This is a genomic window from Bradyrhizobium sp. B025, assembly GCF_042257955.1.
Taxonomy (GTDB): Bacteria; Pseudomonadota; Alphaproteobacteria; order Rhizobiales; family Xanthobacteraceae; genus Bradyrhizobium; species Bradyrhizobium diazoefficiens.
Window position 1 is genome coordinate 6753393 of sequence record NZ_CP170150.1, and the last position, 15748, is coordinate 6769140.

The 15748-nt window shown below is 65.5% G+C and carries 15 protein-coding genes; 5 read left to right on the forward strand and 10 right to left on the reverse strand.

Annotated elements, in window-relative coordinates; all coding sequences use genetic code 11:
- Window positions 1-192 precede the first annotated feature (192 nt).
- Complete coding sequence (locus tag ACE10W_RS31750) at window positions 193-984, reverse strand: fumarylacetoacetate hydrolase family protein (RefSeq protein ID WP_028174516.1); 792 nt, start codon at window positions 982-984, stop codon at window positions 193-195.
- A gap of 282 nt (window positions 985-1266) precedes the next feature.
- Between ACE10W_RS31750 and ACE10W_RS31755 the strand changes: the two genes are divergently transcribed.
- Together ACE10W_RS31755 and ACE10W_RS31760 are read left to right on the forward strand one after the other, a co-directional pair.
- Window positions 1267-1563 (forward strand): hypothetical protein, encoded by a 297-nt coding sequence (locus ACE10W_RS31755; RefSeq protein ID WP_038965684.1) that lies wholly within the window; start codon window positions 1267-1269, stop codon window positions 1561-1563.
- A gap of 216 nt (window positions 1564-1779) precedes the next feature.
- A complete protein-coding gene (locus tag ACE10W_RS31760; protein WP_375762399.1) occupies window positions 1780-3270 on the forward strand; it encodes a hypothetical protein in 1491 nt (496 codons plus the stop codon).
- A 9-nt stretch (window positions 3271-3279) separates the two neighbouring features.
- Here ACE10W_RS31760 and ACE10W_RS31765 read toward each other — a convergent pair whose 3' ends face one another.
- Together ACE10W_RS31765 and ACE10W_RS31770 are read right to left on the reverse strand one after the other, a co-directional pair.
- Window positions 3280-4578, reverse strand: coding sequence for an MFS transporter (locus ACE10W_RS31765; RefSeq protein ID WP_375762400.1), 1299 nt, complete (start codon window positions 4576-4578; stop codon window positions 3280-3282).
- A 27-nt stretch (window positions 4579-4605) separates the two neighbouring features.
- Window positions 4606-4854 carry a hypothetical protein gene (locus tag ACE10W_RS31770; RefSeq protein WP_375762401.1) on the reverse strand — a complete coding sequence of 83 codons (249 nt, stop codon included), beginning with the start codon at window positions 4852-4854 and terminating at the stop codon, window positions 4606-4608.
- A gap of 113 nt (window positions 4855-4967) precedes the next feature.
- Here ACE10W_RS31770 and ACE10W_RS31775 point away from each other — a divergent pair, with 113 nt between their 5' ends.
- Genes ACE10W_RS31775 through ACE10W_RS31785 form a run of 3 tightly spaced genes read left to right on the forward strand, consistent with a single transcriptional unit; the run spans window position 4968 to window position 8737 of the window.
- Complete coding sequence (locus tag ACE10W_RS31775; protein WP_375762402.1) at window positions 4968-6182, forward strand: ABC transporter substrate-binding protein; 1215 nt, start codon at window positions 4968-4970, stop codon at window positions 6180-6182.
- Between the two features lie 7 nt (window positions 6183-6189).
- Entirely contained in the window at window positions 6190-7923 is a 1734-nt protein-coding gene (locus ACE10W_RS31780) for an FAD-dependent oxidoreductase (RefSeq protein WP_375762403.1), read from the forward strand.
- Window positions 7924-7942: 19 nt separating this feature from the next.
- Window positions 7943-8737 carry an IclR family transcriptional regulator gene (locus ACE10W_RS31785; RefSeq protein ID WP_375762404.1) on the forward strand — a complete coding sequence of 265 codons (795 nt, stop codon included), beginning with the start codon at window positions 7943-7945 and terminating at the stop codon, window positions 8735-8737.
- Window positions 8738-8932: 195 nt separating this feature from the next.
- Here ACE10W_RS31785 and ACE10W_RS31790 read toward each other — a convergent pair whose 3' ends face one another.
- The 7 genes from ACE10W_RS31790 to ACE10W_RS31820 form a co-directional block, all read right to left on the reverse strand.
- On the reverse strand, window positions 8933-9712 hold the full coding sequence (locus tag ACE10W_RS31790; RefSeq protein WP_375762405.1) for an SDR family NAD(P)-dependent oxidoreductase: 780 nt from the start codon (window positions 9710-9712) through the stop codon (window positions 8933-8935).
- Between the two features lie 58 nt (window positions 9713-9770).
- On the reverse strand, window positions 9771-10361 hold the full coding sequence (locus tag ACE10W_RS31795; protein WP_375762406.1) for a thiamine pyrophosphate-dependent enzyme: 591 nt from the start codon (window positions 10359-10361) through the stop codon (window positions 9771-9773).
- Window positions 10361-10903 (reverse strand): thiamine pyrophosphate-binding protein, encoded by a 543-nt coding sequence (locus ACE10W_RS31800; RefSeq protein WP_375762407.1) that lies wholly within the window; start codon window positions 10901-10903, stop codon window positions 10361-10363. The genes ACE10W_RS31795 and ACE10W_RS31800 overlap by 1 nt, the downstream gene beginning before the upstream one ends.
- 265 nt (window positions 10904-11168) lie before the next feature.
- Entirely contained in the window at window positions 11169-11858 is a 690-nt protein-coding gene (locus ACE10W_RS31805; RefSeq protein WP_375762408.1) for a GntR family transcriptional regulator, read from the reverse strand.
- Window positions 11859-11978: 120 nt separating this feature from the next.
- A complete protein-coding gene (locus ACE10W_RS31810) occupies window positions 11979-12722 on the reverse strand; it encodes an aspartate/glutamate racemase family protein (protein ID WP_011089550.1) in 744 nt (247 codons plus the stop codon).
- 9 nt (window positions 12723-12731) lie between these two features.
- The gene (locus ACE10W_RS31815; protein WP_211434040.1) at window positions 12732-13997 is read right to left on the reverse strand and encodes an FAD-binding oxidoreductase; all 1266 of its coding nucleotides are present in this window, start codon (window positions 13995-13997) and stop codon (window positions 12732-12734) included.
- 3 nt (window positions 13998-14000) lie between these two features.
- Complete coding sequence (locus ACE10W_RS31820) at window positions 14001-15662, reverse strand: thiamine pyrophosphate-binding protein (RefSeq protein ID WP_011089552.1); 1662 nt, start codon at window positions 15660-15662, stop codon at window positions 14001-14003.
- Window positions 15663-15748 lie beyond the last annotated feature (86 nt).

Consider the following 15748-nt stretch of genomic DNA (forward strand, 5'->3'; position numbering starts at 1 on the left):
ACGGGGCAATCGCCGATGGAACTCCGGCAATTCAGAGGCCTCGCCTTCAAACCGCGGTTCCACGGAGGTCGCGCGGCGCAACTACGGCGCGACCTTGTCGCTGGTAAACCCGTTAGCGTCGAGCGCGCGACGCGGATTGCATCTGACGGTGCAATCCGGCCTCTCCCCGCACGCGGGGAGAGGCGAAGACAATCAGACGATCTTGATCGACATGTCCGGCAGTCCCTCGAGCTTGCACAGCAGCACGTCGCCCTTCACCACCGGGCCGACATTCTCCGGCGTGCCGGAATAGATGATGTCGCCGGCCTTCAGCTCGAACGCTTCCGAGAGCTTTGCGATCTGCTCGGCGACGCTCCAGATCATCTTGCTGAGATCCGAGCTCTGCTTCACGGTGCCGTTGATTGCGAGCGAGATCGCGCCCTTCTCGAAATGGCCGGTCTTGCTCGCGGGGTGGATCGGACCGAGCACCGCGGCGTGGTCAAAGCTCTTGCCGATTTCCCACGGCTTCTTCTCCGCGGCCATGCCGTTCTGGAGATCGCGCCGGGTCATGTCGAGACCGAGCGCGTACCCATAGACGTGGTCGAGCGCCTTCTCGGCCGGGATATTGGTGCCGCCGGATTTCAGCGCGGCAACCAGTTCGACCTCGTGATGATAATTCTTGGTCAGCGACGGATAGGGATGGTCGGCGACCTCGCCGACCGCGACGTTCTGGATCGCGTCCGTCGGCTTCTGGAAAAAGAACGGCGGCTCGCGGTTCGGATCCGAGCCGCGCTCGATCGCATGCGCCGCATAGTTGCGCCCGATGCAATAGATGCGGCGGACCTGGAACACCTGGGTCTCGCCGACGATCGGGATCGCGACCATCGGCACCGGGAAGATCGGCTTCGGTCCGGCCTGCGCTGCGGCGGGCGCAACCTCCGCGATGGAAGCTGCGGTGGCTGCGGCGGCTGTTGCGAGCAGATCCCGGCGCGTGGTCTTTTTCATCTTTTGTGCTCCCTTTTTGCTTCGCAGGTCGGCGTTCATGCGCGCCGATCCGTCTGCTTAGACGATATTCAATATGCCAGCAACGCTGGACGGGCGCGACGAGACATCGTCTTATTGATGAGCCAACTTCAACCGCATCCAACCCGTCATGCGGCAGGACGGACATTGTCAGCGCCTGCGTTGACCTCCACTTTTGGGCCATTCCATAAGTAGGCCCTAGTCCGGCAGCGGCCCGGTATGCTTTGATGCGTGGGGGAGGAACCGAGACGCAAGGGTGGCCTGATGTACATACTCATTCGAAAATACACCAAGGTTCGTTCGGTCGCGGATGCTGCCCGCCGCGCCAAAAGCGGCGTCGGTCAGATCCTGAGGGAGTCGCGCGGCTTCAAGTCTTACTATGTGCTGGATGGGGGCGAAGGCGTTGGTGTCGCCGTGATGATATTTGAGGACCGCGAATGCGCCAATGCGGCGAACGATAAGGTGATGGAGTTCGTTCAAGCAAGCATGCATGACCTTGATCTCGGGGATCCCGAAATCATCGCCGGAGAAGTCCTGGTGAATATAGAATCTGCCGCGTAGATGCTCGCATGGCTACTCACGCCTTGACATGCGCCAGGCTCTGCTCGCGCAACGCCAGCTATGGCCAGAACTTTGCCCAGGGCTGCGCCGCTTCGAACGCGGCGGGGCTAATGGTTCGGGCGGCTGCATTTGCTTTTGGCAGCACGCATAAGAAGGCGTCAGGACGTGCATACAAGACGGCGAATGCCACGCGGCGGGCTTCTTGACGCAGCACGGGTGACAGGGCTTGCGCTGCTCGCGGCCGGGACATCGTGCGCCGCGCACGCCGGCACGGTGTCGATCGCGCCTGCGGGGCTGCGAGCGATCGGTACGATCGATCCCCGCTTTCAGTCCTACAACATCGAGATGGTGGAGGTGACCGGCGGGCGGTTCTGGAAGCCTTATCCGCAAGCGATGCGCGCGTGGGCTGACAAGGATCGCTACAGCTACAGGCCTCCAATCGATCTCGGCAACACGCGTCTGCGCAAGCTCGCGGCGGCGTTGTCGCCGGCTTATCTGCGCGTGAGCGGCACCTGGGCCAATGCGACGTTCTTCGCCGACACCGAGAGTGCGCCAGCCGCGCCGCCACCGGGGTTCAACGCGGTGCTAAGCCGCGCGCAGTGGCGCGGCGTCGTCGACTTTGCGCGCGCGGTCGATGCAGAGATCGTCACCTCCTTTGCCATCAGCCCAGGCAGCCGCGATGCGGATGGCCTTTGGAGGCCGGATCAGGCGCAACGCCTGATCGACTATACGCGCTCGCTGGGCGGCCACATCGCCGCCGCCGAATTCATGAACGAGCCGACGCTCGCGGCGACCAACGGTGCGCCGCCTGGGTACGATGCGAAGGCTTATGTTCGCGATGTCGGGATCTTTCACGAGTGGATGCTGCGCGCCGCGCCGCAGACGCTGATCGTCGGACCAGGCTCGGTCGGCGACTCAGCTTCCACCGGCGCGTCCGGCCTCCGCACGCGCGACCTGCTCGCCGCCTCGGGCGTCGGTGTCGATCGCTTCTCCTATCATCACTACAACACGATCTCGCCGCGCTGCGGCGGCCGCGACGAGCCGGCACACGCGCTGTCCGAAGCGTGGCTCGCCCGCACCGATGCCGCGCTGGCGACCTACAAGTCGCTGCGCGACGAATTCGCGCCAGACAAGGCGATCTGGCTGACGGAAACCGCGGACGCCGCCTGCGGCGGCAACCGCTGGGACAAGACTTTCCTCGATACGTTCCGCTATCTCGACCAACTCGGACGCCTGGCCAGGGCTGGCGTTCAAGTGGTGATGCACAACACGCTGGCCGCGAGCGACTACGGATTGCTGGACGAGAAGACGTTCCGCCCGCGGCCGAATTATTGGGGCGCGCTGCTCTGGCGTCGGTTGATGGGTACGACGGTGCTCGACGCAGGCGCCGCGTTGGCACCCAGCCTCCATGTCTACGCGCACTGTCATCCGTCGAAGCGCGGCGCCGTGACCGTGCTCGCGATCAATATCTCGCGCAGCACAGCGCGCACGATCGTGTTGCCGCTACCCGCCGAGCGCTACACCTTGCAGGCCGCAAGGCTGCAAGGCGCAACCGTGCAACTGAACGGCAAGACGCTGGCGCTGACCGACGAAGATGGGCTGCCGCACCTCGCCGGGCGCGCGATCGAGGCCGGCGCAGTGCACCTTGCACCCGAGACCATCACCTTCCTCGCCATTCCGGGCGCCGCGAACTCCGCTTGCCGATGACGGCGCTCACTATTTGAGCGCGTCGCGCGCCGTCTCCGGCGCCATCAGCGTCGCGACGATCGTGATGATCGACAGCGCGATGATGTAGACCGACACCGCCCAATAAGAGCCGGCCCACGCCAGCAGCGCGGTTGCGATCAACGGCGAGAAGCCGCCGCTGAGCGCGGCCGCGACGTTGGCACCAAGCGATGCGCCGCTGTAGCGCACCTGGGTGCGGAACAGTTCCGGCATGAACGCGGCCTTCGGCCCGAACAGCAGCGCATGCGTCAGCGTCATCGTGACGACGAGCGCGAGCGTGATCAACGCCGGGTCCCTGGTGTCGAGGAACCAGAACAGCGGAAACGCCAGCGCCACCGAGAACACGCCGCCGGCGAGATACAGCGCCTTGCGGCCGAAGATATCGGACAACCAGCCTGCAAGCGGCAATGTGGCGAATTCGACGATCGCCGCATAGACCACCGCATCCAGGATCACCTGGCGCGGCAGGCCGAGCTTTGTCGTGGCGTAGACCACAGTGAAGACGGTGAGGAGGTAGGCGAGCCCGACTTCCGAGACCGTGATGCCGATCGCCAGCAGGAAGCTGCGCCAGTCGCGGCGCAGCACTTCCCAGACCGGCTGCGCCAGCACCTCCTTGCGCTCGACCACCTCCTTGAAGTGCGGTGTCTCCGCAAGCTTCAGCCGCACGACGAAACCGACACCGACGAGCACAATGCTGATCAGGAACGGCACGCGCCAGCCCCAGCTCAGGAAGTCGGCCTCAGGCAGCTTCGTCATCAGGGCGAAGATGCCGGTGGATGCGGCAACGCCGACAGGAAAGCCGATCTGCACCAGGCTGCCGTAGAAGCCGCGGCGATTGCCGGCATGCTCGATCACCATGACGACCGCGCCGCTCCATTCGCCGCCGAGCCCGATGCCCTGGACGAAGCGAAGGATGATGAGCAGGATCGGCGCCCACACGCCGATCTGGCTGTAGGTCGGCAGGCAGCCGATCAGGAAGGTGCCGAGCCCCATCGCGATCATGGTCGCGACCAGCATTGTCTTGCGGCCGAGCCGATCGCCATAATGCCCGATGATCGCGCCGCCGATCGGCCGCGCCACGAAGCCGACCGCATAGGTCGAGAATGCCACCAGCGTGCCGACAAAGGGATCGAAGCTCGGAAAGAACAGCTTGTTCAGCACCAGCGCCGCCGCCGTGCCGTAGATCAGGAAGTCGTACCACTCGATCGCGGTGCCGAGCGCGCTCGCCCACACCACATGCGCCGTCGTCGATCGCTCCGCCGCGCCGGAGACCCCCGTTGCTGCCGTCATTCCATGCCCCAAAGATTCCCGACGGCATCATGGCCAATCGCGGTGGCGGTTGCAACCTGCGGGGGTGTTGCTGCTGGCGATGACCACAGCGGGAATGGTGGCGCTCAACTGCATCAACACCGTCATTGCGAGGAGCTCGCGACAAAATTGCGTGGCAATTTTGCGCTGATGCGACGAAGCAATCCAGACTGCCTCCACGGAAAGAGTCTGGATTGCTTCGCTGCGCTCGCAATGACGGGTGTTGAAGCAGTTGCGCTTCCGGTCGTCCGCCAGCACGGAGGAACCTTCCGGGCTTTAATTCGCCATTGACAAATTCATTCGCTAATATCTAACTTGTCGCCATGATAATCGGCCGCGCCAAGCGGCCCACAAAAAGAGAGGGAACGACGATGAGAGGGTTTTTGGCCTGCGCCATGCTCGCGGCCATAACTTCGGCTGCCATGACGTCAACCGCGACCGCGCAGGTCTCCGACGACGCCGTGCGGATCGGCGTGCTGACGGACCTGTCAAGCTGGGGCCGCGACAACAGCGGGCCGGGGTCGGTCGAAGCCGCGAAAATGGCGGTCGAGGAATTCGGCCCCACCGTGCTCGGCAAGCCGATCGAGATCATCAGCGCCGACCATCAGATGAAGACCGACGTCGGCGTCCAGATCGTGCGCGGCTGGTTCGACAACGGCAAGGTCGACGCCGTCGTCGACATCCCCAATTCCGGCATCGCGATCGCCGTGCACAACATGGTGCGCGAGCGCAACAAGATCGCCCTGCTCTCCGGCCCCGGCGCGAGCTCGCTGACCGACGAGCTGTGCAGCCCGAACACCGTGCATTTCACCTACGACACCTACGCCCTGTCGAAGGTGACCGCCTCCGCCGTGATCAAGGAGGGCGGAAAATCCTGGTACTTCATCACCGCGGACTATGCCTTCGGCCAGCAGCTCGAGAAGGACGCCACGCGCTTCATCAACGAGATGGGCGGCAAGGTGCTTGGTGGCGTGAAGCACCCGACCAACACCGCGGACTTCTCGTCCTTCGCCCTCCAGGCACAGAGCTCGAAATCCGACGTCGTCGCCTTCGCCAACGCCGGCCAGGACACCGACAACGCCATCAAGCAGTCCGGCGAGTTCGGCCTGGTCCAGGGCGGCCAGAAGCTCGTCGGCCTCCTGATGTTCGACACCGACGTGCATGCGATCGGCCTCAAGGCCGCGCAGGGCACCTACATGACCACGGCCGCGTACTGGAACATGGACGAGGCAACCCGCGCCTGGTCGAAGAAGTTCTACGAGCGCACCAAGGTCATGCCGACCATGATCCACACCGGCGTCTACGGCTCGGTGTTGCATTACCTGAAAGGCATCAAGGCGGCCGGCACCGACGACCCCGCCAAGGTGATGGCCAAGATGCGCGAGCTGCCGATCGAGGATATCTTCGTCCATGGCGGCAAGTTGCGCGAGGACGGCCGCGTCATCCGCGACATGTATCTGGCCAAGGTGAAGTCGCCCGAGCAGTCCAAGGAGCCCTGGGATTACCTCGAGATCATCAAGACGGTGAAGGGCGAGGACGCCTTCCGTCCGGTCTCCGAGTCCAAATGTCCGCTGCTGAAGAAATGAGGCACGCATGACCGGCAACGAGCATAGCGCAACTGAGACTTACGAGTGCGATGTGCTCGTGGCCGGATCGGGCGCCTCCGGCATGTCGGCCGCGATCACCGCGCGCTATCGCGGCCTCGACGTGCTGATCGTCGAGAAGGAGCCGCGTTTCGGTGGCACCACTGCCCGCTCCGGAGGCTGGCTCTGGATCCCCGGCACCTCGCTGGCGAAGGCCTACGGCATCGAGGAGACGCCGGAGCAGGCCCGCACATACCTGCGACACGAGGCCGGCAACAATTTCGATGGCGCGCGCATCGATGCATTCCTGAGCGCCGGCCCCGAGGCGGTGGATTTCTTCACCACCAAAACAGCCCTGCGCTTCGACATGCCGCTGGTGTTCCCGGACTATCACGCCGAAGCACCGGGCGGCGCGCAGGGCGGCCGCTCCATGGTGACGCGCCCGTTCGACGGCCGCGAACTCGGCGAGCAGATCAGGACGCTCGGCATGCCGCTGCCGGAGCTGACCGTATTCGGCATGATGCTCGGCTCCGGCAAGGGGATCATCCATTTCATGCGGGTGACGAAATCGCTGACCTCGGCGGTGTATGTCGCAAAGCGACTGTCGCGGCATCTGATGGACGTGCTGCGCTACGGCCGCGGCATGATGCTGACCAACGGCAATGCGCTGGCGGGACGGTTGGCGAAATCCGCGCTCGATCTCAAGATTCCGATGTGGCTGTCTTCTCCGGTGCGCGAGCTGACGGTCGAGAACGGAGCTGTCACCGGCGCGATCGTGTCGCGCGAGGGACGCAAGGTGCGTGTTCGCGCAAGGCAGGGCGTCGTGCTCGCCTGCGGCGGCTTCCCTCACGATGTCGAACGCCGCAAGAAGATGTTTCCGCATGCGCCGACCGGCAACGAGCATTTTTCGCCGGGTCCCACCGGCAACACCGGCGACGGCTTGCGCCTTGCGGAAAGCGCCGGCGGACATGTCGAGGACCGTCTGCCGAATGCCGCGGCCTGGGTGCCGGTGTCGCTCACCACGCGCAAGGACGGCTCGAAGGGCGTGATGCCGCATTTCATCGACCGCGCCAAGCCCGGCGTGATCGCGGTGATGCGCGACGGCAGGCGGTTTGCCAATGAAGGCAATTCCTACCACGACTTCGTCCAGGCCATGGTCAAGGCGGCCAAGCCCGGCGAGGAGATCGCGGCGTACCTCGTCTGCGATCACAAGACGCTGCGGAAATACGGACTCGGCTGCGTGCCGCCCTTCCCGATGCCGTTGGGTCATCACCTCAGTACCGGCTATCTCATGCGTGGCGACACGCTGGAGGCGCTTGCGGCGAAAGCCGGCATCGACGCCACGGCCTTCGCCGAGACAATCAAGCAGTTCAATGCGACCGCGCCGCTGGGACACGATGCCGCCTTCGGCAAGGGCTCGAAGGCCTATAACCGCTACCAGGGCGATGCGCTGCACGGCCCGAACCCCTGCGTCGCGCCGATCGAGAACGGTCCGTTCTACGCCATCAAGATGGTGATCGGCGACCTCGGCACCTATGCCGGCATCGTCACCGATGAGAACGCGCGGGCGCTGGACGCCGAAGGCCGGGTCATCCCCGGCCTCTATGCCGCCGGCAACGACATGGCGAGCATCATGGGGGGCAATTATCCCGGCGCCGGCATCACGCTTGGGCCGGCGCTGACCTTCGGTTACATTGCCGGCCGTCATCTTGCCGACAGCGCCGCCAAGCGCAACGCGGCGTAAGCGGAACGCCAGGAGGCGCATGAAGAGAGAAAGCCGCGGCATCCAGTCGATCGAGGTCGGCGGAGAACTGCTCCGCGCCCTCGCCCGCAGCGGCGAGCCGATGATGCTGCGCGATCTCGCACGCGAGGCCGGCATGACGCCGGCCAAGGCGCATCCCTATCTCGCCAGTTTCTCGCGCATCGGGCTGATCGAGCAGGACGAGACCACCGGCCGCTACGAGATCGGCGCGCTGGCGCTGGAGCTCGGCCTCATCAGCCTGCGCCGCCTCTCCGGCGTGCGGATCGCCGGACCAAAGATCGCGGCGCTTGCGAGCCAGATCGGCCATGCGGTCTCGCTGGCCGTCTGGGGCACGCATGGTCCGACCGTGGTGCAGCTCGAAGAGCCGGGTCAGCCCGTGCACATCGTGATGCGGGCCGGCTCGGTGATGGCGCTGCTGGAGACCGCAACCGGCCGCGCCTTTGCGGCCTTCCTGCCGGAGAAGACCGTCAATGCCGCGCTCGAAAGCGGCCTCGACCGTCACGGCGTCGGTTACAATCCGAAGCGGGCGGTGAAAGGCGCGAAGGTCGCCGAGATGCTCACCGAGGTCCGCAAGCACGGCCTCGCCCGCGCGCTGGGCGATCCCCTGCCCGGCGTCAATGCGTTCTCGGCACCAGTGTTCGATCACGCCGGCCATGTCGCGCTGGTCATCACCGCGATGGGGCCGGAAGGCACGTTCGATGCCCGCTGGGACAGCCCGATCGCGCATGCCTTGCGCGACTGCGCCGGCGGGATTTCGAAGCGGCTTGGCTACGGGATGACGATCGCTGCGGAGTGAGCGATAGTTCTCCGAGTCGTCCTGGCGAAAGCCAGGACCCATACCGCGTGATCTATCGAGCGCGGTTGGTCGTCGTACCGAACGTCGAGTCTTCGCCAAATATCTTTCCGGGGTAATGGGTCCTGGCTTTCGCCAGGACGACATCGAAGACATCGCCGACTGCTTCGTCCTCCGCTCGCGATGCCGCGCGCCCCCCTACTTCTCCTTCACCGGCACCGTGTAGTTCAGGATCAACCGGCCGCCATCGGGATAGATCGTCTGCCCCGTGATGTAGGACGCATCGTCGCTCGCCAGGAACGCGACGACGGAGGCCACCTCGCTCGGCTCGCCGCCGCGGCCGATCGGTGTACGCGACAGCACGGTCTTGCGCGCATCGTCGGACGTGTAGATCGCGGATGCCACCATGTCGGTCAGGATCGTGCCCGGCCCGACCGCGACGACACGAATGTTGTGCGGGGCGAGCGCGACGGCCGCGACCGAGGTCAGCTGCTTCATGCCGCCCTTCGACATCGCGTAGGTCGCAAGCGCAGGGATCGCCAGCAGCGCGTTCACCGAGGACATGTTGATGATGACCCCGCCGCCGCCCTGCGCGATCATCTGCCTTGCAGCCGCCTGCACGCCGAAGAACGCGCCTTTCAGATTGATGCCGATGATTTCGTCGAATTCCTCTTCGGAGATCTCGAGGATGTCCCGGTTGCGGGCGACGCCGGCATTGTTGACCATGATGTCGAGCCGGCCGAACTCCTTCACGGCGGTCGCAACGAGCTGGTCGACGTCGGCGCGCTTGGCGACGTTGCCGACGACGGTGCGCAAGGCATCCGGCCGCCCCAGCTCGGCGGCCGTCGCGGCGAGGCCCTCAGCATCGACGTCCGAGATCACGACCTTGACGCCGTCGTCCAGGAATCTCTTCGCGCAGGCCTTGCCGATGCCGCGTGCCGCGCCGGTGACGGCGGCGACCTTGCCGGATAATTTCATGGTCTCACTCCAGAGTAGCTGCTTAGGCAGCAGGCTATCGCCGGGTGAGATACCCGGCTCAGGCCGCCGCAAATCCGAGATGAGCACGGAACCGGTTCTTGATAAAGACGGCATCGCGCGAGGGCAGCGAGCGCGGCGGATTTTCCGCCAGAACCTTGATGACGAAGAGTCGCGGCCCCTCGCCCGGGGAGGCGATCTGCGCCACGAGACGTTCCACCTCGGCGATCGTCCGCGCGGTTCCGGTCGCGGCAAAGCCGCAGGCCATGGCGATGGACGTGAGATCGACGCCGCGCCCGGTGTGGCTCGCCTGCATCCCGGTCTCGCCGAAATGCTGGTTGTCGATCACGACGATGTCGAGATTGCGCGGGCGCGCGACGCCAATGGTGGCGAGGCCGCCGAGGCCCATCAATTGCTCGCCGTCGCCGGTCAAAGCGAGAACGCGCTTTCCGGGCTGCGCCTGCGCCAGTCCAAGCCCGATCAGCGCGGCGCCGCCCATCGCCCCCCAGAGATAAAAATTGCCATCGTGGTCGCCGACGGAATGAAGATCATAGGTCGGGGAGCCGAGGCCGGAGACGACCAGCGTGTCCTTGCGATTCCTGAGAAGCGCAGCGACGGCGGCACGGCGATCGAGTTGAGCGTGCATTGACATCACCACTTCTTCTTGCCGATCAGGCGCTGCCCGATCAGCACTGCGATTTGCTGATCGGCATCGTAGGCGAGCGATGCCGCCGATTCGACCGTCTCGACCAGATCCCCCGGCGTCTCCGCGCGCATCACCTTCAGCCCGATCGCCTCGAGCGAGGGCTGCGTGGCCCGGCTCATCGGCACCTGCCAGGGATTGAACTCGGCCCACTCGCCGCGCATCGTCACCAGCATCAGCAGCGGAAAGCGGCCGATCGCCGAGAGCGAGAGCATGTTGATGCAATTGCCGACCCCGCTCGACTGCATCAGCAGCACGCTGCGCTGGCCGCCGAGCCAGGCGCCGGCCGCGATCGCGACGCCCTCCTCTTCCGTCGTCAGCACGTTGGTGGTGACGTCGCGGTCGGCCGAGAACAGGCGAATGAGCTGGCTGTGGCCGGCATCGGGGACGTATGACATCTGCCTGACGTCGGCGGCCTTCAGGACGCGATAGAGCTCGGACGGCCAATCGTCACTGGTCCGCGTTTCGAGATGAGGTTGAGGGCTGTGCACCGCTTGTCTCCGTGAGTCTCGGATGAACGCTAGCGATGTTCGCGCGCGAAAGCTCTGACCGTCTGGTACGATCTGGTATCGACGGATTGTATAGCTGCGGTTGGCGGTAGTGCCTCTGCTCCCTCTCCCCGCTTGCGGGGAGAGGGTTGGGGTGAGGGGGAGTCTCCACGGGGACGGTGACAGCTGGACTCGCGGAGAGTCCCCCTCACCCGGATTGCATCTTCGATGCAATCCGACCTCTCCCCGCAAGCGGGGCGAGGTGACGTCAATTCGCCGCCGACCTCGCGGCCGGCATATAAATCTGCGCGTAGCCTTCCTTGATCGCGGACGTGATGCGGTCGAGGCGGCGGTCGATGTGCTTCTCCAGCACGGAGACGCAAGCCTCCTCATTGCGCGCCTTCAATCCTTCGACGACGGCGCGGTGCTCGGCTTGCGTGTTGGAGCGGTTGACGCGGTCCATGTCGATCCAGCGCACGAAGCGGATGCGGGCGTTGACGTTGCGCAGCACGCGCAGCATCTCGGCGTTGTTCGACATCGCCATCAGCCGTTCGTGAAAGGTCTCATCCAGCTCGACCAGCTCCACCGAGGAGCGCTCGCCGGGATCGGGACCGGTCGCCTCGAGGAATTTCAGGAGCGCGTCGATATCCTCGTCCTCGGCGCGCTTGATGGCGAGACGGACCGAGGCGACCTCGATCGACTTGCGCAGCTCGTAGAGATCGAAGATCTCGTGTGCGTCGAGCTCGCGGCAGAAGAAGCCCTTGCCCGGCGTGAAGCGCAGGAAGCCTTCGGTGTTGAGACGGTTGAGCGCCTCGCGCAGCGGCGTACGGCTGACGCCGAGACGTTTTGCCAGCTCGCCTTCGTTGAGCCGTTCGCCCGGCTTGAACTCGTAGCTCACGGCCATCGCCTTGAGCTGCTCATAGACGCGATCGACGATGCTATCGGAAGCCAGTTCCACGTTGCTCTTCTTAAGCTGCATTCATGCCCGAACACAGCCCAATATACCGGGGCTGTGAAGACGATTGCAATGCAAAGGACAGCTTAGCAGCGCTTGTTCAGAGCTTTACGACACCCGGAATCAGGCGAAGACGCGCGGGCGCAGTCCAGCATGAAACCAGGTGATCATGGAATAGATATCATAGACCGGCAGCCCGACCTCGGCCTGCAACGCCGCCGCATAAGGCGGCATGTTGGTGCATTCGAGCACGATGGCGCCGACGTCGGGGTTCTTTGCGACCAGCAGCTTGCCCGCCTCGACCACGTCGCGCTCGGCCAAGCCGACGTCCATGTCGTCCTTCTCGGCCTTGATCAGGACGCGGAAAAATTCCTTGCCGTTCTCGGTGCCGACCAGCGGCGTGTCGAGCGGCACGCCGGCACCTTCGAGATGCGCCGGCGTCAACGTCGAGCCCGACACCGTGACGAGGCCGACGCGCTTGCCGGGCGGCAAGGTCGCCTGCACCCACGGCACCTGCATCAGCGACGAGGTCGCAACCGGCACGCCGACGGCCGCCGCGATCTCCTTCTGGAACAGCGAGAGGAAGCCGCAATTGGTGGTGATGGCCTCCGCACCAAGCCGCACCAGGTCCTTGGCCGCGTCGATGAAATCAGGCAGCAGGCCGGCCGCACCCTTCAGCACCACCTTCTCCGGCGAGGCGCCGTTCACCACGCGATAGAGCACGGGGAACGGCCAGGTCGTGCCGTTGCCCATGTCGCCGGGAATGCGCGGAAAGCGCGCTTCCAGCATCAGGATACCGAGCGGCGCGCCATAGATGGCCTTGCCGCCACGGGCGATGCGGGAGGATGAGTTGGCAGGAGTGGTCATGGTGCGACCTCAGAGGAAGCGAGTGGGCGAAAACGGCGCGAGCGGAATCTCGGGCTGCTTGCCGCTCAGAAGCTGGGCGACGAGACGCCCGGTGCGGGCCGAGCCGACCAGGCCGACATGGCCATGGCCGAAGGCATAGACGATGTCGCGCGAGGCGCGCGCGTGGCCGATGCAGGGCAGTCCGTCCGGCATGCTGGGACGATGACCGAACCAGGTCTTGATGCGCGCGGCCGGAATGTCCCTCGGAAGTTTCGGGAACATGCTGAAGAGATGGTCGCGCAAGATCTCGGCGCGCTTCCAGTTCGGCGCGGCCTCGAGGCCGGCGATCTCGACGGTGCCGGCGGCGCGCAGGCCCTTGTTGGTCCAGTTCACGACCATTTTCGCGTCGGACGCCATCATCGAGCTGCGCGGACCGGACTCGGGATTTTCGATCATGACGTGATAGCCGCGCTCGGTCTCGAGCGGCAGTGAATCGCCCACGGACGCGGTGAGCTGCTTCGATCTGGCGCCGGCGGCGACCACCGCAGCATCGCAAGCAATCTCACCAGTCTCGGTGACGACAGCGACGAGCTTGTTGCCGGAAAGCTTCAGCCCCGTCGCCTTGGCGCGCACGAGCTTCGCGCCGCTGGCCAACGCGTGATTGGCCAGTGCCGCAACGTAAGCGCCGGGATCGCGGCAGCGGCCGGCTTCTTCCACCACCACGCCAAAGCTGTAGCGCGGATGCAGGTCCGGCTCGCGCTGACGCATCTCGTCGGCATTGAGCTCCAGCCACTCGACCCCGACACGCTTGCGCAGCCGCCAGCCGAGATCGTGGTCAAAGTTGCCGCGCGACGGGAAGACATGCATCACGCCGTTGCGCTCGACCAATTCGGAGACACCGGCTTCTTCCGCGAGCTTCCGGTGCAGCAGCGGCGCGTCCTTCAGTAGATCGCGGAGCGCGAAGGCGGTCTTTTCCACGCGCGCCTCGGTCCAGCCCGAGAGCAGGTACTTGATCAGCCAAGGCAGCGCCTTCGGCAAATACGACCAGCGGATCGCGAGCGGGCCGAGCGGGTCCATCAGATAGAACGGCACCTTCTTCCAGATGCCGGGTTCGGCCGGCGGAATCACCGAATGCGAGGAGAGCCAGCCGGCGTTGCCGTAGCTCGCCGCCTGTTCGCCACCGGGCTCGCCGGGATCGATCAGCGTGACGCGATGGCCCTCGCGCAGCGCCTCGATGGCGCTGATCACGCCGACCGCGCCGGCTCCGATGATGGCGACATGGCGGCCTTCGGGCATCGTTTACGCCTTCACCGATGGCACAAAGTCCTTGCCGACCGAGATCGCGCGCGGATCGATGATGCAGTGGAGGATCGACGGCTTGCCCGAAGCCAGCGCGCGCTCGAACGCCGGCGCGAACTCCTCGGTGCGCTCGACGCGCTCGCCGTGGCCGCCGAACGCCTTGGCGTACATCGCAAAGTCCGGGTTCTTGAGCTGGGTGCCGACGACGCGGCCGGGATAGTCGCGCTCCTGGTGCATGCGGATGGTGCCGTATTGCGAATTGTCGACGACGATGACGACCAGCGGCGCGTCGTACTGCACGGCGGTCGCAAACTCCTGGCCGTTCATCAGGAAGCAGCCGTCGCCGGCAAAGGCAACGACGGTGCGATCCGGATATTGGCGCTTTGCCAGCACCGCCGCCGGCACGCCGTACCCCATCGAGCCCGAGGTCGGGGCGAGCTGGGAGGCAAAACTGTGGAAGCGGTGATGGCGATGGATCCAGCCGGCATAATTGCCGGCGCCGTTGCAGACGATCGCGTCCTTCGGCAGCCGGTCGCGCAGCCAGGTCATGACCTGGCCGTACTGGAACGTGCCCGGCAGCTCGCGCGCCTTCTCGGTCCAGGCGAGGTAATCGGCATGTGCCTTGGCGGCCTCGCCCTTCCAGGCAACCGCCCCGGAGGGCTTCAGCGTCTCGACCGCCGCGGCGAACGCGGCGGGCGTCGCCTGGATCGCGAGCGCCGGCTGATAGACGCGGCCGAGCTCTTCCGAGCCCGGATGCACGTGAATCAGCTTCTGCTGCGGGGTCGGAATGTCGAGCAGCGTGTAGGACGAGGACGGCATCTCCGACATGCGGCCGCCGATGAGCAGAACGACATCGGCGCCGTCGATGCGCGCCTTCAGGCCCGCGCTCGGCCCGATGCCGAGATCGCCGGCATAATGCGAATGGTCGGCGTCGATCAGCGAGGCCCGGCGGAACGAGGTCGCCACCGGCAGGTCGAACCGCTCGGCAAAACGCGCGATGCTCTTGGTCGCCTCATCCGTCCAGCGCGAGCCGCCGAGAATGACGAGCGGCGCCTTGGCGCTCGCGAGCATGGCGCCGACACGCTCAATGTCCGCGGGCGCGGGCCAGCTCACCGCCGGCTCGATGCGCATGGCATCGGCGACGGCGGCGGTCTCGGTCAGCATGTTCTCCGGCAGCGAGATCACCACGGGGCCCGGACGGCCCTGCATCGCGACGCGGAAGGCGCGCGCGACCAGTTCCGGAATGCGGTCGGGGCGATCGATCTCGACCGCCCATTTCGCCATGGTGCCGAACACGGCCTTGTAGTCGAGCTCCTGGAACGCCTCGCGTTCGCGCATGCCGGTATCGACTTGGCCGACGAACAGGATCATCGGTGTCGAATCCTGCATCGCGATGTGGACGCCGTGGCTGGCATTGGTCGCGCCGGGGCCGCGGGTGACGAAGCAGACTCCCGGACGCCCCGTGAGCTTGCCATAGGCCTCCGCCATCATCGCAGCGCCGCCCTCCGCGCGGCAGATCATCACGTCGATCGGGCTGTCGTGCAGCGCGTCCAGCGCCGCAAGATAGCTCTCGCCCGGCACGCAGGTGACGCGCTCGACGCCTTGGGCGACGAGCTGATCGATCAGGATCTGGCCCCCGGTGCGGGTGTTACGAATGGTCATGACAGCTCCCTGCAGGCTTTGGCGACGCGCTCGGGCGCCTCGCGAAAATGTCGTTCGCAGGTGGCGTAGGACAGGCCAACAGGAGG